Genomic DNA, 16970 nt, shown 5'->3' with positions numbered 1-16970 from the left:
TTCCAGGACTTCCTGCACCCCAGCGTCGAGTCCAACCTGCGCCGCCAGCTGAGCAGGCTGGTGGACGGGCAGCGCACCAGCTTCGGCGACCGGATGCTGGCCATGCGCCCCGACGGCACCGTCTTCGCCGGTGAGCTGACCGGGATCGCGGCGCACGCCCCCGACGGCAGGGTCGGCGCGGTGGTCGTGGTGGTCCGCCCGGAGACCGACGAGCAGCACCAGGCGCGGCCGCCGGTGGACCAGGCCAAGATCCTCACCGACCTCGACGCCAGGATCTTGGAGGGGGTGGCCGCGGGCGTCTCCGCCGTGGAGATGGCTTCCCGGCTCTACCTGAGCAGGCAGGGCGTGGAATACCACGTCAGCACGATGTTCCGGAAGCTCGGCGTCTCCAACCGGCCCGCGCTGGTCTCCAAGGCATACTCTATGGGAATCCTTAGTGTTGGCTGCTGGCCCCCGAGGGTGCTCCCGGAATACGTTAAGTAAATGCCGCGTGAGAAAGACCTGTTCGATCGGAGTGCGGCGGCGTTCGATGCCCTCGACCCGCTCATCGCGGTTTACCGGAAACAGGACCGTGAACTCGTGCTCCGCGTGGCGAACAGCCTGCCGCGGCGAAAAGAAGTGCTCGACATGCGGCAGCGGCACTACGAGCCCACCCTGCGCCGGATCGGCGTCACCGCCTGGGACGCCTACGACGAGCGCGCCGCTCAGTTCCTGTGCCTGGAACACAAGCCGGACGCTCTCGAACAACCAGCTCCAGAACTGCCCGTCGGCGGTCTGCGGATCGTGCCGAACACCCTGGCCTGGGGCGAGGTCCGGGACGACTTCGGCGACCTGCGCGAACTGCTGCCGGAAGAGGTCGTCTCCGCGGGGGCCTTCGCCGTGGTGGGCCGCGAGGTCGTCGTCCCGAGCCACCGCTCGCTCGGCGTCTCGGCCGCGCTCGTGCACGCCGCGCTCTCGTGGTGGGGCGCGCGCACCGGGGCCCGTAGGCTGGTGCTCACCAGCCTGGCCTCGGCCAGCCCCGCGGCGCGGTTCTTCGGGGCGGAGCCGGTCACCGGGCCGGTGCCGCTGGGCCCCGGGCGGGTCCCGGTGATCGTGATGACCGTCGAGCTGGCCACGGCCAGGGAACGCGCGGAGAGCTGGTTGCGCGGCCGGGGGTGGGCGATCCACCGCGGCGGCTGAACGGCTGAGCGGCGTGGACCGACCTGGAGGGCGAGCGGTGGTTGTTCCCTTCCCCTTGCCGAGGGCGGGGCTGACCGAACTCGCTCCCGCCTACCGCGAGCTGCGCCGCGACCGCCCGGTCTGCCGCGTCCGCCTGCCGAGCGGAGACCTCGCGTGGCTGGTCACCCGCTACTGCGACGCGAAGCTCGTGCTGGCCGACCCGCGTTTCAGCAAGCGCGCGCTGCTGGACGGCGGCGCCGCGCGGACCCGGCGCGGAGAGCTGCTGTCCGGGCTGCTGTTCACCACCGATCCGCCGGAGCACACGGCGTTGCGCGCGCGGCTGGCCGGGGCGTTCACCCCGCGCCGGATCGCCGCGCTGCGCCCGGGTGTCGTGGAGTTGGCGGAGCGCCTGCTCGACGACCTCGAACCGGGCGGCGACCTGATGACGGCCTTCGCGGAGCCGCTGGCGATGTCGGTTATCTGCGCGCTGCTGGGCGTCTCCGTCGAGGAGAACCGCCGTTACGCGCACTGGGCCCAGGCCGTGCTGTCGGTGAGCTGCTTCTCCGACGAGGAGGTCTCGCAGGCCCAGCGCGATCTGCTCGACAACGTGCACGCCCAGGTCAAGGCCGCCCGCGCCGAGCCGGGGGAGGGGCTGATCACGGCGCTGGTCGCCGACGAGGCCGATGACGTCGCCGTGGTGAAGCTCGTGGCGACGCTGCTGGTGACCGGTTACGAGACGATGGTTGCCGGGATCGGCGGCGCGGTGCTCACCCTTCTGGTCCACTGTGGACGGTTGAGTCCGGCGAACCCCGTTCTGCTGGAAGAACTCCTGCGCTTCGCCACCTTCGGCGACGCACTGCGATCTCGGCGGGCGATCGCCGACGTAGAGCTGGGCGGGGCGCGGATTCGCAGCGGCGACGTGGTCGTGGTGTCCGTCGCCTCGGCCAACCGCGACCCGGCGGTGTTCGACGACCCGGAGAGCTTCGCGCCCGCGCGCGACGGCGCCCGGCACCTCTCCTTCGGCCACGGTCCGCACTTCTGCGTCGGCGCCGCGCTCGCCCGGCTCGAACTCGAAGTCGCGCTCGACGTCCTGGCGCGCCGGATGCCGGGGCTGCGCCTGGCCGTGCCCGTCGAGCAGATCTGCCTGCGGCACGGCTCCGCCGAGGCCCCGCCAGAAGCGCTGCCGGTCACGTGGTGAGCGCCGCCCGCTGGATGATCGCGGCGATCCCGGTGGTGTGGGCGGGGATCACCTCGCTCCAGGTGCGCTTCGACTGGTGGGAGACGGTCACCGCGCTGGCGCTGCTGGCCGTGGGCGTCGCGCTCGGTCGGCGGTGGCCGGTCGTCCCGCTCGCGATCTCGTTGGCGCTGTGGGAGATCTCGCTGCTCTCGCTGCCGGGGTTCCCCGAGATCGCGATGCTCCCGTTCCTGCTCGCGACCGTGCTCGCGGGCTACGAGGCGGGCGTCCGCGACCGCGACACCCGGCCGACGCTGAGCACGCTCGCGGTCATCGCGCTCGTCCTCGGCGTCGCCGTGCCCGATCTCGGTACCCGGTTCTTCGCGGTGCTCGGTGTCCTGCTGCTCGGCGTGCTGCTGTGGTGCGTCGGCCGCTACCGCCGCCAGTACCTCGCGCTCGTCCGGGAGGGGTGGGACCTCGCGCAGCGCCTCGAAGACCAGCAGAAAGCGGTCGCCGCGCAGGCCCGGCAGCGCGAGCGCGTGCGGTTGGCCGGCGACATGCACGACCTGCTCGGCCACGAGCTGAGCCTGGTCAGCCTGCGCATCGGCGCGCTCGAAGTCTCGCCCGACCTCGACGAGCACCACCGCTCGGCGGCTGGCGCGGCCCGGTCGGCGGTGACCGACGCGGCGGAGCGGCTGGCCGACATCGTGCGCCTGCTCCGCGAGGACCCCGACCCGGTGTCGATCACCGACCTGGTGCGCCGCAACCGCGACTCCGGCATGGACGTGCGGCTGGAGGTCACCGGCACCGCGCCCCCGCTGGTGGAGCGGACGGTCTCGCGCGTGGTGCGTGAAGCACTGACCAATGCGGCCAAGCACGCGCCGGGCATGCCTGTCCGCGTCGTTGTCGAGCACGGGGTCACGGCATCGACGGTGAGTGTCCACAATGGACTCAATCCGACCGGTGCCCCCGGGGCAGGGCAGGGGCTGCTCGGGTTGGCTGAGCGGATTCGCTTGGTGGACGGGGAGTTCCGCGCCGGACAGGTCGGCTCGGAGTTCGAAGTGCACGCCGTCATCCCGCACGCGCCCGGTTTCGTCGAGACCGAGCCGATCTCGTCGTCCACGTTGGACCAAGCACGTGCGCGCGTGCGGCGCAGTCTCATCCACGCGGCGACGGTCGCGGGCGTCACCGTGGTGGGAGCCACCGGCGTCGTGCTGGCGTTCCTCTTCTACGACGCGACGACATCAGTGTTGCGGCCCAACGACTTCGAGCGCTTGGTGGTCGGGCAAACCCTTGAGGAGGTCCAGTCCGTGCTCCCCGGCCGGACCCGCGTGGAGACCCCGCCGTCCTACGCCCCACCCGCTCCGCCCGGCGCGGAGTGCCGGTTCTACGGCACCCACGGCAACCCCTTCGATGGCCAGCGGCTCGATCTGTACCGTGTGTGCTTCGCCGGGAACCGCTTGGTGGCCAAGGACTTCGTGGAGGGAAAGCCGTGATCAGGGTCGTGCTCGCCGACGACGAGGCGGTGGTGCGCGTCGGCGTCCGCGCGGTGCTGGCGGCGGACAAGGGGATCGAGGTCGTGGCGGAGGCCGGAGACGGCAGGGAGGCGGTGGACCTCGTGCTGGCCCACCGCCCCGACGTGGCGCTGCTGGACATCCGGATGCCCGTCCTCACCGGGCTCGACGCCGCCGAGGAGATCCGGCGCGTGGCGCCCGGGACCGCCGTTCTCGTGCTGACGACCTTCGCCGACGACGCCTACATCGACCGCGCGTTGGGTGAAGGCACCAGCGGTTTCGTGCTCAAGACCGGCGATCCGCGCGAGATCCTGGACGGCGTGCGCGCGGTGGCCTCCGGCGCGGCCTACCTCTCGCCGCTGGTCGCGCGCCGTGTGGTGGACCGGCTCGGCCAGCCACGGGACCGCGCGGCGCGCGAACGGGTCGCCGAGCTGACCGATCGCGAGCGCGAGGTGCTCGGCCTGGTCGGCGGTGGGCTGTCCAACGCGGAGATCGCTGCGCGCCTGCACCTCGCCGAAGGCACCGTGAAGGTCTACGTCAGCACGATCATGAAGCGGCTCGGTGTCCGCAACCGCGTGCGCGCGGCGATCGTGGCCTACGAAGCCGGTCTGGTCACCGAGTTCCTGGACTGAAGCCGTCGTGCCAGCGGCTCTCGGAGCGCCGGAACCACCAGCGCCGCAACGATTCCGCCGAGGATGAGCCCAACGATCACGTCGTGCGGGTAGTGCACGCCGACGAGCACTCGCGCCGCCGCTTCGATGACCGCGGCCGGAAGCGCGAGGGCCGCCGCCGCCCGCCAGGCGATCACCAGCCCCACGGCGGCCGCGCCCGCCAGGGTGGCGTGGTTGCTGGGAAAGGACCAGTCGCCCGCCGGCGGGCACTCCGCGATCGTCCCGGAAACCGTGCGGCACGGGCGATCCTGCTGCCAGAACGTCTTCGCCGTCTCGCTGAGGAGATAGGCCAGCACGGTCGCCGCCGGGGCGAGCAGGGCAGCGGCGCGCGCTCGCGGATCTCGGGCTCGCCGCCACGCGAGGACGAATCCCAACGCGAGCAGGGCCAGCACGCCGGTCGTGGCGATCTCTGCGAGCGCGCGGACCCAGTCGGGCAGTCCCGCCGCGAACTCGGTGACAGCGCGGTACCAGTCCACGCTGAACTCGGGTGGTGTCATGCGGCCCAAGCTAGGAATCCGCAGGCCGCATCGGCACTGCCCGTGGTTAGCGATCACCCCTGCCCCAGGGCAGTGGTTGCGTCCCCGGCATCTGCATAGCATGCTATGGGCATGAGTCGTGTCGTTGTTCTCCGCGTCCACCTGGTCGCCGCGTCACTGGCGTTGCTGCTCGTGCTCGGGTTCCAGATCGCCACGCTCACCGGCGATCCCGCCGTGGTGAAGCGCGGCATCGTCCTTGCGCTGGTCGTGCTCGTCCCGGCGCTCGCCGCGACCGGCGCGACGGGCATGAGGCTCGCCGGGTCCAGCCGCGCTCCGTTCGTCGTGCGCAAGAGGCGCCGCATGATCGCCATCGCCGCGATCGGCGTCCTCGTGCTGGTGCCGTGCGCGGTGACGCTCGACCGCTTCGTGGCCGCGGGGTACCTCGGCGGGTGGTTCCACGCCGTCCAGTACGTTGAGTTGATCGCGGGACTGGTGAACGTCGTGCTGCTGGGCCTGAACTTCCGCGACGGCGTGGCGGTGACGAGGCGGAGGAAGAAGTGGAACTGATCCGAGCGGAATCCCTCGGCTACCAGGTCAACCTGGCCGCGCGCGTCCTCGAACAGGCCCTGCGCGAGCGCGTCGAGCCGCATGGCGTTGTGCCCGGCCAGTTCCCCGCGCTGCTCTCACTCTACGAGCGCGACGGACTGACCCAGGCGGAGCTGTGCCGCCAGGTCCGCGTCGAACAGCCCACCATGGCGAAGACGTTGCAGCGCATGGAGCGTGACGGGCTGATCCGCCGCGAGCGCCACCCGACCGACGCGCGTCAGATGCTCGTGTTCCTCACCGACCGAGCCGAGTCGCTGAGGGAGACCCTGGCGCGCGCCGGAACCGGCGTCAACGCCGACGCGCTGAAGGGGCTCACCGAGGAGCAGGTGGCGACCCTCATGACCTGCCTCGCCACCATCACCGCGAACCTGACTCGCGCCCAAGGTGGAGCTTGCCCCGCTCGACCAGGAAGTCCTCGTTGAGCGTCGACGCGTTGCGGCCGTCCAGGTAGCGGTTCTCGCCGAGTGCGAGGAACACCGCGCCGACCTGGTGTTCGTCGTTGAGCACCCATCCCGTCGCCCGCGCGGCGGGGTTGAGGCCGACGCCGATGTGCGAGACGCGCTCACCGATGAGGCGGCTCGGCCCCTCCGCGACGCGACCGTCCGCAAAGGTCAGAACGGAGCCGCCTTCGAGGCGCACGGTTCCTTCGGCCGAGTCCTCGATCACCGTCGAGTACACCGATCCCGCGGGCAGGTTGCTCGTCGTCGCGCCGCGTTGTCTGTCCACTTCGGACACATGACCGTCGTCGGAGAGCAGGGCCCTCCCTCGCCGGTCGGCGCTCAGCGTGCAGCCGGGGGATTCCACCACCCGCCGGTCGCCATCCAGTTCGGAGCACGCGCGCTCGATCGCGGCGGCCAACACCTGCGAGGGCACTGCGATGGCGGGCAGGACGGCATCGTCGAGCTCCTCGATCGACCGGCCGAGATCCTGGGCCAGTCGCGTCGTCGGCACGCCGAGCACGAGGAACGGCAACCGCCTCCGCGCCTCCACCTCGCCCATGATCGCCCGCGCGCGCAGAAACGCCTGGAGCACATCGGGTTCGACGCCGTCGAAGTCCGGCTTCTGCGCGCCGAGCGTGATCACGCCGTCCGCGCGCTCCAGCATCGCCGCGCGGTGCGTGCCGAAGTGCTCGATCAGGGCCGGTTCGGTCTCTCGCAGGACGCGCGCGAACACCTCGTCCGGCACCGCGTCCACCACGGCCGTCACTCCGCGCCGCGCCAGCTCGACGACCAGCGCGTTCACGGCTTCGGGACGGCCGCACCGATCGCGGACCACCACCAGGCCGCCCGTCGGCGGGGCGATGCCGTCGGCCGCCGCGACGGCCACGTCGGACCAGGACATGGGCGAACTCCTAGATCTGCGGGCGTGCTGGGCGTATACAACCGGGTTCGGCGCGCCCTCGCCACGAGTTTCCCGGCGTGTGCGGAGCGGGCTCGGTAGGGTGCGCTCCGTGAGCGGCGACGTGCCGAACTCGATCACCGGCGATGTGCACGGGACCTCGGTCCAGGTCGGGCGGGTCGAGGTGCTGAACGTGAACGTGGCCGGCGAACCCGAGCCCGCCGCGCCATGGGCGCTGGCCCAGCCGCACCAGGAGTTCGTGAACCGGAGTGCACCACGGCAGCAGACAGGCAGGACAGGTCGTCGAACAAGGTCGCCGCGTGGGCTTCGCCGTGGCAGAACACGATGTCAGCTGCTGAGCGCAGCGCACGGTCGGGGTGCTCGGCGTGCACGACGAGGTGTGGATCGTCGAGCACCGGCGCGGTGAGCAGCCTGCCGGAGAACACGTCCGCCGGGTAGCGCGCCAGATCGGCCGTGACGAAGCACGCCAGCACTTCGTCCTTTGTGGACGGTTCAAGCCTCAGCGGTGGCACCAGCACGCCACGATCCGGCTCCGGCAGCCCCAGCAGCTCGTACGCGCGTGCGCGCAGGCGCGCGGAGGCTTCGTCCGGGTAGGAGCTGATGAGGTCGGCCACCTTCTGGAGTTCGCCGGGCACGAAGGACGACAGCGCCCGCTCCACCTGAGCGCGCAGGGATCGATCCGGGTCCAAGCGCGGCGCGCTCATCCCGAGAACGTCCACACAGGACCCGGCCGCCACGTCGTCCTCAGGGTAAGCGGCCAGCACGACGGGCAGGTCCAGCGCCGTCCCGTACGCCGTCGTGGCGCCGATGTCCCCGATGACCAGATCGGCGGCGATCAGGGCCGCGCCCCAACCCTCCAACGGCGGCACCAGCACCAGCCCGGCACGGACGCAGTCCGCCAACCACAGGCGGATCTGATGGGGACCGTTGCCGAACCAGACGTGCGGGTGCAGGATTGCGGCGACGCGGTAGTCGTCCATCGGCAGTTCCGCGAGGAGCTGGCGGAACAGGTCCGGCCACGAACCGAACAGCGAACGCGAGGACCACGTGGAAGAGACCACGACGAGCCGCTGATCCGGTTGCGCACCAAGGGCTTCGCGGTATCGTTCGCGCAGCGGCCGACTGACGCGGATGCGGTCGAGCGTCGGATCTCCGGCGACCACCGCCGAGGGCAGCGCCTCCGGCACGGCCGCGGCGAGCCGGTCCAGCTGCTCGGTGTGCGAGAGCACCAGCGCGTCGGCGACAACCCGTCCCTCGCGCAGCAACCACGGCGCCGACAAGCCGTAGGTCTGCTTGTCCCCGGAGTTCTTCGAGTATCCGCCGCCGTGCGAGACGATCATGACCGGCGCGCGGATCTCGTGCAGCTTCCCGCTGTGGTTGGCGGTGATCGCCAGATCGAACTCGGTGGCAAGGGCCTGCTCCCACGGCACCGCGAGGACGCCCAGCTCCGTGAAGCAGTCCGTGACGCCGCCGGTGATCGCGGAGGCCTGCGGGCAGGTGAAGACCAGTTGCACGCGCAGGTCGGAGTCGAACAGCGGCACCAGGTCCAGCAGCCGGTTGGCCGAGGTGACCGTGTGCACCACGAAGAGCACCTTGCGGGTTCCGGGCAGGGTCGACCACCGCTGGGCGTGCACCCCGATCGGACTCTCCGCCCAGCTCACGACGATCACCTTAGGACAAGCGCGTGCTGGCGGGAATCAGCCGCCCAGCTGAGCGGCGATGGCCGAATCGCGCCGGACTTTCCCGTTGCCGCGAAACAACATTGGCAGGTCACGCCAGCCAATGAGAAGGACTGCCATGGATCTCAAGCTCGACCGCAGGGTCGCTGTCGTCACCGGTGCGTCGAAGGGCATCGGTCTCGCGGTGACCAGGACGTTGCTGGCCGAAGGCGCCAGGGTGGTCGCGGTGTCGAGGAGCCGCACCGCCGAGCTCGACGAGCTGGCCGGGCCCGGCCTGCTGCACGTCGCGGCCGACCTGATGGACCCGCAGGCCCCGGCCCGCGTCGTCGCCGAGGCCGTCCGCGAGTTCGGCGGCGTCGACGTGCTGGTGAACAACGCCGGTGGCGTTCCGCCCGGTGTGCGGATGCCGCGCCCGTCGTTCCTGGACGCCTCCGACGAGGACTGGCAGGCGGTGTTCGAGTTCAACCTGTTCTCGGCGGTGCGGGCGGTCCGCGCGGTGCTGCCGGTGATGCTGGAGGCCGGTGGCGGCTCGATCGTCAACGTCTCCTCCGGCAACGCCCGCCAGCCGTCGCCGATGAACGCCGACTACGGCGCCGCGAAGGCGGGCATGCACAACCTCACCAAGGTCCTGTCCGAGGAGTTCGCCCCGAAGGGCGTCCGCGTCAACACCGTCTCGCCCGGCCCCGTGCGCACCGCGTGGTGGACCGACGAGGGCGGCGCGGCCGACACGATCGCGGCCATGGCGGGCAGCGACCGCGACACGGTGATGGACACCCTGGCGCCGCAGATGATGAACCTCAGTACCGGCAGGCTCGCGGACCCGCAGGAGGTCGCCGACGCCGTTGCGCTGCTGGCCTCGCCGCGGTCGGCGAGCACCACCGGTGCCGAGTTCGCCGTGGACTCCGGTTTCCTCAAGGGGCTCTGATCGCGAACTCCGCGTCCAGGCCCGTCACCCGCAGCGGCATCAGCACCGCCTCGTGCACGGCGACCAGACGCAGGTCGCGCCGCTGCTCCCGCAGGGCTCGCTGAAGCCGCACGAGCCCGAACAGCCCCGTCGAGCCCAGGAAGGTCACCGAGGTCAGGTCGAGCACCACCGCGCGCTCGTCCCTCGCCGCCGCCTCGTCGAGCGCGGAGAGGAAGAGTTGTCGCGACGCCAGGTCCACCGCTCCGGACAGGGCGACCAGCCAGTGGTCGTTCTCGGAGCGGGCGGAGACGGTGAGGAGCTCGACTGACACGCGGTGCTGCTCTCTTCCAGTGGTTCGACGGGCTGAAGCCCAGGTGCCCACCGTCCACAGAGGACGGTGGGCACCTGGTGGCGGAACGCCTACCGTCATGATCCGGATCGCCTCCCGCGCGTGTCGCGGCGGACACGCCAAACACCCGAACGTGTCAGAACGGGTCGCCTTGCCCAGAGCCAAAAACGCGATCACCGGCGGGCACGGGAGGTCCACCGAAAGGACCAACGAAGAGAACCGAAAGCAGGACCCCGTCACGCCGCGGCGCGCACTACCATCAGCCCTGATGATCACCCAGCTCTCCGGCGTCACCGGCCACAAGGTCCGGCTCCGGGACGTCACGCCCGCCGACGACCGCACCCTCCGCGGGTTCGATCGGGGCGCGACGCGGGTCGGCGGCTACCGGCACTGGGCGGCGCACCGCACCGACGACTCCGGTGAGGACGTCCACTTCGCGATCGAGGCACTGCACAGCCAGGTGCTCGTCGGTTCGCTGTGGACGACCCACGACGAGGACCGGTTCAGCTACGGCATCGGGATCGGCGCGCAGCACCGCCGCTGCGGGTACGCCGGCGACGCGATCACGACGCTGCTGGGCTTCATGTTCGAGCGGCACGGCTACGGCGCGTGCGAGGTGAGCATCCACGGCGGCAACGTCGCTTCGCTGTCGCTGCACGGGATTCTCGGGTTCTGCGAGGTGGGCCGGGTGCGTGACACCGAGGTCCTGCGCGGACGGGTCAACTACCTGGTGCTGATGCGGATCACCTCGGCGGAGTTCGCCGAGCGCGGCCAGCGGGAGCGCTCGCGGCGAGGCAGGCACTGGCGGCCCCGCCGCGGTCGCCACTGGCAGGCGAACTGACTCAGCTGCCGGGGAACGTCGGCGCCAGCCCGGCCGCCACGCGCTGGGCGCGGTCGACGACGGCGGGCTGCCACTCCCGGGGAACCACGGCGAAGACACCGTCGTCGATCGCCTTCAGCGCTTCGGCGGCCACATCGGCGGCCGCGACGCCTTCCTTCGACATCCCGGTCGCCACGAGCGCCGGGCAGATCATGCTCACGCGCACCGGCGTGTCCTCCAGCGCCAACGCGGTGTGCTGCACGAGCGCGACGACCGCGTGCTTGGACGGCCCGTAGGCGCCTCCCGCGGGGAACACCGTCAGCCCGGCGAGCGACGCCGTGACCAGGATGTGGGCCGGTTCGCCCGACGCGAGCAGACGCGGCACGAACGCGCGCAGCCCGTTGACGACACCGCTGACGTTCACGGAGAACACGCGGTCCCAGTCCTCGGCCGGGACCTCCCACGGCGCTCCGACCGCGCTGCCGACGATCCCCGCGTTGAGGCAGATCAACCGCGCGTCGGCGGCCTGCTCCGCGAGTGACTCCATCGCGGCCGGATCAGCGACGTCGGCCACCACCGCCGTCGCCCCGAGACGATCTGTCGCCTCGCTGAGGGCGTCGGCGTTGACATCGGTCAGCACGAGGCGGTTTCCCTTGGCGTGCAAGGCTTCGGCGAGCGCGAGGCCGATGCCGCCAGCCGCCCCGGTGATCACTGCGGTAGTCATCGGCCCAGCCTAGGCCGTACCCCGCCAGCCGCCGACCGCGCACTTGCCACCCACCCGCCGCGCCACCGGTGCCGCCCGCGCACACGCTGCCTGCCCGCGCGACCGGCGCCGCCGTACCGCGCACACCCGAGCCGCCCGCGCCACGGGTGCCACCCTCCGCACCACCGGCGCCGCGGGGTTGGGGTGTCTTCAAGGCCCCCAAACCCCCTGTCGATCATCGTTGACCGCCGCAAACCCTCCGAGCCGCGAGGGTTTGCGGCGGTTGAAGACCTCCGGGACGGGGGTTGGGCGTACTTGAAGACAGGCAAACCCCGCGACCGACAAGGCTGACACGTGCCGCTTGTCTTCGCGGGGCGGCCGAGTGTCGGACCCCGCTCCTACGATCGCGGCATGAGAGCCAACGCGACCTTCAGCGTCACCGCCTTCGTACCGACCGAACTCACCCCGGCCGTGCCCACCGGGCTACCGGTCGGCGTGGCGACCATGGAGAAGACCTTCGACGGCGAGATCAGCGGCCGTGCGGCGACGTTGTTCACCTCGGCGTTCGACCCCGCGACCGGGGTGGGCACCTACGTCGCCATGGAGTCCTTCGAAGGCGCGGTGCACGGCCGTTCCGGCGCGTTCAACTTCGCGCACGCGGCGACGACGACCGGCACCGACCGCTCCGACGAGCACTTCGTGATCGTGCCCGGCAGCGGTACCGGTGAGCTGGCGGGCATCACCGGCACCGGCGGCCTGACCGTCGAGCAGGACGGCACGCACCGGGTGTGGCTGGACTACGAGCTGGGCTGAACCCGTCAGGCCCGGCCCGCGATGCTCGCCGCACCCAGCAGGAAGGAGAGCAGGACGAAGAACGGCAGCGAGGTGATGAGGAGGATGCCGAAGCTCGTCGGCTTGCGCCGGAAGATCAACCACGTGAAGAGGGAGGAGAGCAGCAACGGCACGATCATCCGACCGGCGACCAGACCGAGCGCGCGGCCCGACGCGGGTGCCCCCAGCGTGGCGAACAGGACCACGAACACGACGCCGAACCACACCAGCGCCGCGAGCACGCACTTCCCGTAGGACGCGCCGGGCCGCACCTGCGGCTGGTGCTGGTTCGGCAGCGGTGGCATGGGGCCGAGGTCGTTCGACGAGGTCATCGGTCTTCCTTACACACGATGTGGTGAGGAGAGGATCGTGCCACGCCGCGGTCAGCCGACGGTGACTGACACCTGTGACGGGTAGAACGCCACATGGCCGGCGATCTCCCGCACGGCCTCGTAGGGCTGCTCGTAGAACCACACGACGTCGGTCAGCTCAGGCTCGCCGGTGATCGCGTAGTACCCGGCGTCGCCCTTGTACGGGCAGTGGGTGCTCGTCTCCGTGCGCCGCAGCTGCGACTGGTCCACGTCGTCGAGCGGGACGTAGCGCACCGCTGGATAGGTCGATTCCTGCAACACGAGGGACTTCGACGTGTCAGCGATGACGCGCTCGCCGACGCGCACGACCACGTGGTCGGAGGACGGCGTCACGGTGATGGGGTGATTCGGGCCGGGGATCTTCATGCCGTGTTCAACCGTCGCCGCCAGTGGCTGATTCCCCGGCGAGAACACGTCGTGCCGCAGCCGCCGCGCGCCATCCCGCGTGCCGGTGGAAGAGGGGCGCGGAGTCGACGATGTGGTAACGGGCGCTGGTGAGCACGACGCGCACCGCGATCACCAGCCCGTCAGCAGCGCCGTCCAACCGGTCGACCGCGAGGGGGAGGTCACCGTTCTTCTCCGCGCCGACGAGGTTCAGCAGGACGCCGTGCATGATCGACGGAGCGCACTCCTGGTGGACCTCTGCCTCGTACTCGTCGTGTCCGTGGTCGAGGTCGGCGACGAACTCGTGGCCAGGAGCGCCCAGCGGCTCGAAGTCCACGGTGAAGCGCACGAAGTCCGGCGCGCAGTTGCCCGCGGTCCACCCCTTCTCGGTGATCCCGCGAACCGCGCGGGGCGGGAAGAAGCCGGTCACCGGTGTGCCTGCGCGAACTCGGCCATGCGATCGGCGAAGCCCTCGTGGGAGCCGAACCACACCGCGACCGCCTCGGCACCGGCCTCGACCAGGGCGTGGGCCTGCTCGACGGTCCGCGCCAGTTCGTCACGCCCGCCCTCCCAAGCCAGCCGCGAGCTCGCGCGGACCTGCTCACCTCCCAACTCCCGCAGGCGCGCCAAGTGCTCAGCGAACTGCGCGGGGGAGAGGCCGACCGCCTGCCACTCGTCGGCCAACGTCGCCGCGCGCCGCAAAGCCGCTTCGCTGGTACCACCGACCATGATCGGCAGGCGTCTGCGCGGGCGCGGCTCGAACACACCGCCTTCGTGCTCGCCGTCGAAGAGCTTGCGCAGCAAGGAAATCGCCTCGTCCGTGCGCACGCCCCGGCTGGCGAAACCGGAGCCGACCGCGGCGAACTCCGCGCGGTCCCAGCCGACGCCGACGCCGAGCGTGAACCGCTCCCGGGAGAGGCGGTCGAGGGTGGCGGCCTGCTTCGCCACGACGAACGGGCTGCGCATCGGCAGCACGAGAACCGAGGTGCCGAGCCCGATCGTGCTCGTGCGCGCCGCGATGAAGGACAGCGACACCAGCGGCTCGTAGACACCGCCGTAGCGCCCACCGCCGTACGGGCCGGGCGGGAGCAGGTGGTCGGGCAGCCACACCGCGCCGTACCCGAGCCACTCCGCCGCCACGGCCAGCTCGGCCAACTGGTGCGGGTCCATCTCGGCGGACTCGTCCGGCAGCACTACCTGGAGATGCGCGGTCACATCCCGACGATAGAGGTTGACGCTGATGTCAGGGTCAAGTCGGAGCACGTCCCCGTATTCGCGAGAATTGTTCCTGCTGGGGAATGCGGTCACGTGAGCTGGTCAGGATGTCCGGGCCCGCCAGGGACGCGCCTGCTCACGGAGGGCCTGCTGGCGCAGCGCTGCTCAGCTCCGTCAAGCAGATCTCGCCACTGCCCGCCAGCAAGCGCAGCCGCCACAGGGCGCGTTCGGATAATGGGGGCTGATTTGACCGGAAGTGATCTGATGCGGTCATCTTCGTCCCTGAGTTCGGCCACAGCCGATTCTTTTCGAGCGGAGTCCTGAATGGCTGAATGCGCGGCCGTGCTGTTCGACCTGGACGGCACGCTGCTCGACACCCCGGCCGCCTCGGTGCCGCTGCTGCGCCGGGTCCTCACGCGGTCGAGGCGACCGGCACCCCCGGCGAACCACGTCCGGGCCAGCGCCGACCTCCCGATGGAGCCCGCTTTCGCGCGGCTGCTGGGTCTGCCGCCGGGACACGGGCTGGTGCGGCTCTCGGTGAACCGGTTCCAGGAGCTGTTCCGGCAACGCGTTCTGCCCGTCGCGGCGCAGCTGGTGTTCCCCGGGATTCCGGAGCTGCTGCACGGTCTCCGCGAATCCGGCCGCGGCCTCGCCGTGATCACCGGCAGGAGCAGGTCGAGCGCGGAGGAGTTGCTGGCGGCGGCCGGACTGCTCGGCGCGTTCGACCTGGTCGTCGGGAACTGGATGACCCCGCGCGGCAAACCCTGCGCCGATCCGGCGCTGCTGGCCGCGCGCACGCTCGGGGTCGCGCCGGAGCGCTGCGTGGTCGTCGGGGACTCCGTCGAGGACGTGCTGATGGCCTCCGCCGCCGACATGCGCGCGGCCGGGGTCACCTTCGGCGTCGACCAGCCCTGCCAGCTCGTCGCCGCGGGTGCGACGTGGCTGGCCGCTTCACCGGCTGAGCTGCGCGGCGTGCTCGAACCCGGCGCTCGCGCGCGGTGATCCACCACCTACGATTCGGGTGATCGCGACTGGCGCGCCGAGGGTGGGGGCAACCACCGGGGAGCGGGAAGTCGGAGCGCGCCGCGCGCCTGGGTGCCTCCGCGGCGTGCTGTCACGCCCGGAGGTCGTCGTGCACGAACCGAACATCCCCACGCTCACCACCGCCGACCCGCAGGTCGCGGAGCTGGTGCACGCGGAGGCGCAGCGGCAGTTCGAGAAGATCCGGCTGATCGCCTCCGAGAACTACGTCTCCACGGCGGTGCTGGAAGCCACCGGCACGGTGCTGACGAACAAGTACTCCGAGGGCTACGCGGGCCGCAGGTACTACGAGGGCCAGCAGGTCATCGACCAGGTCGAGCAGCTCGCCGTCGCGCGCGCCAAGCAGGTCTTCGGCGTCGAGCACGCCAACGTGCAGCCGTACTCCGGCTCGCCGGCCAACCTCGCCGCGTACCTGGCGTTCCTGGAACCCGGCGAGAAGGTCATGGGCATGGCGCTGCCGATGGGCGGGCACCTCACCCACGGCTGGAGCGTCTCCGCCACCGGCAAGTGGTTCTCCAGCGTGCGCTACACCGTCGGCAAGGACACCGGCCGCGTCGACATGGACGAGGTCCGCGACCTCGCGCTCGCCGAGCGGCCCAAGCTCATCTTCTGCGGTGGCACCGCGATCCCGCGCACCATCGACTTCCCCGCCTTCGCCGCGATCGCCGAGGAGGTCGGCGCGGTCCTGGTCGCCGACATCGCGCACATCGCCGGCCTCATCGCCGGTGGCGCGCACCCCTCGCCGGTGGGCCACGCGCCGGTCATCACCACCACCACGCACAAGACGCTCCGCGGCCCGCGCGGCGCGATGATCATGACGGACGCCGCGCACGCGAAGGCGATCGACAAGGCGGTCTTCCCGGGCTTGCAGGGCGGCCCGCACAACCACACCACCGCCGCGATCGCCGTCGCGCTCGGAGAGGCCGCTCAGCCGTCGTTCTCGACGTACGCGCACGCGGTGGTGGAGAACGCCGCCGCGCTCGCAGAGGCGTTGGTGGAGCGCGGGTTCGATCTGGTTTCAGGTGGTACTGACAATCACCTGATTCTCATTGATCTGACGTCGAAGGAGATTGCGGGCAAGCCTGCCGCTCAGGCGTTGGACCGTGCTGGTATCGAGCTGAACTACAACACGGTTCCCTATGACGCGCGGAAGCCGTTCGACCCGTCGGGGATTCGGCTGGGGACGGCCGCGGTGACGACTCGGGGGTTGGGGGTGGAGGAGATGCGGTTGTTGGCTGAGTGGATTGATCGGGCGGTTGCCGGGGAGGACGCTGAGAAGATCGCTATGGAGGTTTCGGAGTTGATGGCTGGGTATCCGATGCCTGGGTTCGTTTCTTAGCTTTCCGCTGGTTCGCTGGTTCCAGCGTGGGTCGGCTTGACCTGGGGGCCCCTTGCGCGTGCCGTCACTGGCCGGGCGGGCACGGGATGAATCCCGGCCCACGCGGACAAGCGTATGGCACGCGCACCCCAGGTAAAGCCGACCATTCCAGCCGCGCGTTCCGTTTCGTGGGGGTTGCGTTTTCGGCGCGGTGGGCGCCTGGGAATTCATTCTTTAGAGCCATGATCGTTTCGAATTCGATAGTAGAATCGAGGCATGACCCTCGAAGAGTTGTTGGTCGAGGTTGAGGCGAGTCACGCTGCTTTGTGTCATGCGAAAGCGAATCTCGCTTCGGCCTTGACCGCGTTCCAGAACGCTGCTGATGATCGTGATTACC

The 16970-nt window shown here is 70.8% G+C and carries 21 protein-coding genes; 12 read left to right on the top strand and 9 right to left on the bottom strand.

Annotated elements, in window-relative coordinates:
- From CCN37_RS32115 to CCN37_RS32095, 5 genes are all read left to right on the top strand, one after another.
- Positions 1 to 483 (top strand): helix-turn-helix transcriptional regulator (locus tag CCN37_RS32115; RefSeq protein ID WP_086828141.1); only part of this gene is annotated, 483 nt, incomplete at its 5' end.
- Positions 484 to 1179: a GNAT family N-acetyltransferase gene (locus tag CCN37_RS32110; protein ID WP_086828139.1), complete on the top strand. Its 696-nt coding sequence runs from the start codon at positions 484 to 486 to the stop codon at positions 1177 to 1179.
- 37 nt (positions 1180 to 1216) lie between these two features.
- Positions 1217 to 2356, top strand: a complete 1140-nt coding sequence (locus CCN37_RS32105; RefSeq protein ID WP_086828137.1) for a cytochrome P450 — start codon at positions 1217 to 1219, stop codon at positions 2354 to 2356.
- Positions 2353 to 3828, top strand: coding sequence for a sensor histidine kinase (locus tag CCN37_RS41745; protein ID WP_143261908.1), 1476 nt, complete (start codon positions 2353 to 2355; stop codon positions 3826 to 3828). The genes CCN37_RS32105 and CCN37_RS41745 overlap by 4 nt, the downstream gene beginning before the upstream one ends.
- Positions 3825 to 4478 carry a response regulator transcription factor gene (locus tag CCN37_RS32095; protein ID WP_086828133.1) on the top strand — a complete coding sequence of 218 codons (654 nt, stop codon included), beginning with the start codon at positions 3825 to 3827 and terminating at the stop codon, positions 4476 to 4478. The genes CCN37_RS41745 and CCN37_RS32095 overlap by 4 nt, the downstream gene beginning before the upstream one ends.
- On the opposite strand, the gene CCN37_RS32090 is transcribed toward CCN37_RS32095, so the two are convergent.
- Entirely contained in the window at positions 4442 to 5014 is a 573-nt protein-coding gene (locus tag CCN37_RS32090; protein ID WP_086828131.1) for a phosphatase PAP2 family protein, read from the bottom strand. The two genes, CCN37_RS32095 and CCN37_RS32090, sit on opposite strands and share 37 nt — an antisense overlap.
- A 111-nt stretch (positions 5015 to 5125) precedes the next feature.
- On the opposite strand from CCN37_RS32090, the gene CCN37_RS32085 reads away from it, so the two are divergent.
- Both CCN37_RS32085 and CCN37_RS32080 read left to right on the top strand, forming a co-directional pair.
- The gene (locus CCN37_RS32085) at positions 5126 to 5560 is read left to right on the top strand and encodes a hypothetical protein (protein ID WP_086828149.1); all 435 of its coding nucleotides are present in this window, start codon (positions 5126 to 5128) and stop codon (positions 5558 to 5560) included.
- Positions 5551 to 6021 (top strand): MarR family winged helix-turn-helix transcriptional regulator, encoded by a 471-nt coding sequence (locus CCN37_RS32080; protein WP_086828128.1) that lies wholly within the window; start codon positions 5551 to 5553, stop codon positions 6019 to 6021. Before CCN37_RS32085 ends, CCN37_RS32080 begins: the two co-directional genes overlap by 10 nt.
- Here the strand turns inward: CCN37_RS32080 and CCN37_RS32075 are convergent.
- Positions 5957 to 6940: an aminopeptidase gene (locus CCN37_RS32075; RefSeq protein ID WP_086828126.1), complete on the bottom strand. Its 984-nt coding sequence runs from the start codon at positions 6938 to 6940 to the stop codon at positions 5957 to 5959. The genes CCN37_RS32080 and CCN37_RS32075 overlap by 65 nt on opposite strands.
- Before the next feature lie 134 nt (positions 6941 to 7074).
- Positions 7075 to 8619 carry a hypothetical protein gene (locus CCN37_RS32070; RefSeq protein ID WP_143261907.1) on the bottom strand — a complete coding sequence of 515 codons (1545 nt, stop codon included), beginning with the start codon at positions 8617 to 8619 and terminating at the stop codon, positions 7075 to 7077.
- Between the two features lie 136 nt (positions 8620 to 8755).
- Between CCN37_RS32070 and CCN37_RS32065 the strand changes: the two genes are divergently transcribed.
- Entirely contained in the window at positions 8756 to 9562 is an 807-nt protein-coding gene (locus CCN37_RS32065) for an SDR family NAD(P)-dependent oxidoreductase (protein WP_086828120.1), read from the top strand.
- Here the strand turns inward: CCN37_RS32065 and CCN37_RS32060 are convergent.
- Positions 9549 to 9872: an STAS domain-containing protein gene (locus CCN37_RS32060; protein WP_168200961.1), complete on the bottom strand. Its 324-nt coding sequence runs from the start codon at positions 9870 to 9872 to the stop codon at positions 9549 to 9551. The genes CCN37_RS32065 and CCN37_RS32060 overlap by 14 nt on opposite strands.
- 286 nt (positions 9873 to 10158) lie before the next feature.
- Here CCN37_RS32060 and CCN37_RS32055 point away from each other — a divergent pair, with 286 nt between their 5' ends.
- On the top strand, positions 10159 to 10731 hold the full coding sequence (locus CCN37_RS32055) for a GNAT family N-acetyltransferase (RefSeq protein WP_086828115.1): 573 nt from the start codon (positions 10159 to 10161) through the stop codon (positions 10729 to 10731).
- A 1-nt stretch (position 10732) separates the two neighbouring features.
- Here the strand turns inward: CCN37_RS32055 and CCN37_RS32050 are convergent, their stop codons facing one another.
- The gene (locus CCN37_RS32050; protein ID WP_086828113.1) at positions 10733 to 11434 is read right to left on the bottom strand and encodes an SDR family oxidoreductase; all 702 of its coding nucleotides are present in this window, start codon (positions 11432 to 11434) and stop codon (positions 10733 to 10735) included.
- A 390-nt stretch (positions 11435 to 11824) separates the two neighbouring features.
- Here CCN37_RS32050 and CCN37_RS32045 point away from each other — a divergent pair, with 390 nt between their 5' ends.
- The gene (locus CCN37_RS32045; RefSeq protein WP_086828111.1) at positions 11825 to 12226 is read left to right on the top strand and encodes a DUF3224 domain-containing protein; all 402 of its coding nucleotides are present in this window, start codon (positions 11825 to 11827) and stop codon (positions 12224 to 12226) included.
- A gap of 5 nt (positions 12227 to 12231) precedes the next feature.
- On the opposite strand, the gene CCN37_RS32040 is transcribed toward CCN37_RS32045, so the two are convergent.
- The 4 genes from CCN37_RS32040 to CCN37_RS32025 are packed head-to-tail and all read right to left on the bottom strand — an operon-like array spanning position 12232 to position 14214.
- On the bottom strand, positions 12232 to 12576 hold the full coding sequence (locus CCN37_RS32040; protein ID WP_086828109.1) for a hypothetical protein: 345 nt from the start codon (positions 12574 to 12576) through the stop codon (positions 12232 to 12234).
- Between the two features lie 51 nt (positions 12577 to 12627).
- Positions 12628 to 12981, bottom strand: a complete 354-nt coding sequence (locus CCN37_RS32035; RefSeq protein WP_086828107.1) for a DUF427 domain-containing protein — start codon at positions 12979 to 12981, stop codon at positions 12628 to 12630.
- A gap of 7 nt (positions 12982 to 12988) precedes the next feature.
- A complete protein-coding gene (locus CCN37_RS32030) occupies positions 12989 to 13429 on the bottom strand; it encodes a hypothetical protein (protein ID WP_086828105.1) in 441 nt (146 codons plus the stop codon).
- Positions 13426 to 14214, bottom strand: coding sequence for a TIGR03619 family F420-dependent LLM class oxidoreductase (locus CCN37_RS32025; protein ID WP_246843432.1), 789 nt, complete (start codon positions 14212 to 14214; stop codon positions 13426 to 13428). The genes CCN37_RS32030 and CCN37_RS32025 overlap by 4 nt, the downstream gene beginning before the upstream one ends.
- A 324-nt stretch (positions 14215 to 14538) precedes the next feature.
- Between CCN37_RS32025 and CCN37_RS32020 the strand changes: the two genes are divergently transcribed.
- Both CCN37_RS32020 and glyA read left to right on the top strand, forming a co-directional pair.
- A complete protein-coding gene (locus tag CCN37_RS32020; protein WP_086828103.1) occupies positions 14539 to 15216 on the top strand; it encodes an HAD family hydrolase in 678 nt (225 codons plus the stop codon).
- Between the two features lie 109 nt (positions 15217 to 15325).
- Entirely contained in the window at positions 15326 to 16594 is a 1269-nt protein-coding gene (gene glyA / locus CCN37_RS32015) for a serine hydroxymethyltransferase (RefSeq protein WP_305764722.1), read from the top strand.
- Positions 16595 to 16970 lie beyond the last annotated feature (376 nt).

Source organism: Allokutzneria sp. NRRL B-24872 (genome assembly GCF_002155965.1).
Taxonomy (GTDB): domain Bacteria; phylum Actinomycetota; class Actinomycetes; order Mycobacteriales; family Pseudonocardiaceae; genus Allokutzneria.
This window is presented reverse-complemented; position numbering and strand designations above follow the sequence as displayed.

What these genes read in the sequence shown, in the direction of transcription:
- CCN37_RS32020 (WP_086828103.1), top strand. Translation starts at nt 14,539, where the DNA reads ATGGCTGAATGCGCGGCCGTGCTGTTCGACCTGGACGGCACGCTGCTC.
- CCN37_RS32055 (WP_086828115.1), top strand. Translation starts at nt 10,159, where the DNA reads ATGATCACCCAGCTCTCCGGCGTCACCGGCCACAAGGTCCGGCTCCGG.
- CCN37_RS32085 (WP_086828149.1), top strand. Translation starts at nt 5,126, where the DNA reads ATGAGTCGTGTCGTTGTTCTCCGCGTCCACCTGGTCGCCGCGTCACTG.
- CCN37_RS32035 (WP_086828107.1), bottom strand. Translation starts at nt 12,981, where the DNA reads ATGAAGATCCCCGGCCCGAATCACCCCATCACCGTGACGCCGTCCTCC.
- CCN37_RS32065 (WP_086828120.1), top strand. Translation starts at nt 8,756, where the DNA reads ATGGATCTCAAGCTCGACCGCAGGGTCGCTGTCGTCACCGGTGCGTCG.
- CCN37_RS32090 (WP_086828131.1), bottom strand. Translation starts at nt 5,014, where the DNA reads ATGACACCACCCGAGTTCAGCGTGGACTGGTACCGCGCTGTCACCGAG.
- CCN37_RS32110 (WP_086828139.1), top strand. Translation starts at nt 484, where the DNA reads ATGCCGCGTGAGAAAGACCTGTTCGATCGGAGTGCGGCGGCGTTCGAT.
- CCN37_RS32040 (WP_086828109.1), bottom strand. Translation starts at nt 12,576, where the DNA reads ATGACCTCGTCGAACGACCTCGGCCCCATGCCACCGCTGCCGAACCAG.
- CCN37_RS32045 (WP_086828111.1), top strand. Translation starts at nt 11,825, where the DNA reads ATGAGAGCCAACGCGACCTTCAGCGTCACCGCCTTCGTACCGACCGAA.
- CCN37_RS32050 (WP_086828113.1), bottom strand. Translation starts at nt 11,434, where the DNA reads ATGACTACCGCAGTGATCACCGGGGCGGCTGGCGGCATCGGCCTCGCG.
- CCN37_RS32075 (WP_086828126.1), bottom strand. Translation starts at nt 6,940, where the DNA reads ATGTCCTGGTCCGACGTGGCCGTCGCGGCGGCCGACGGCATCGCCCCG.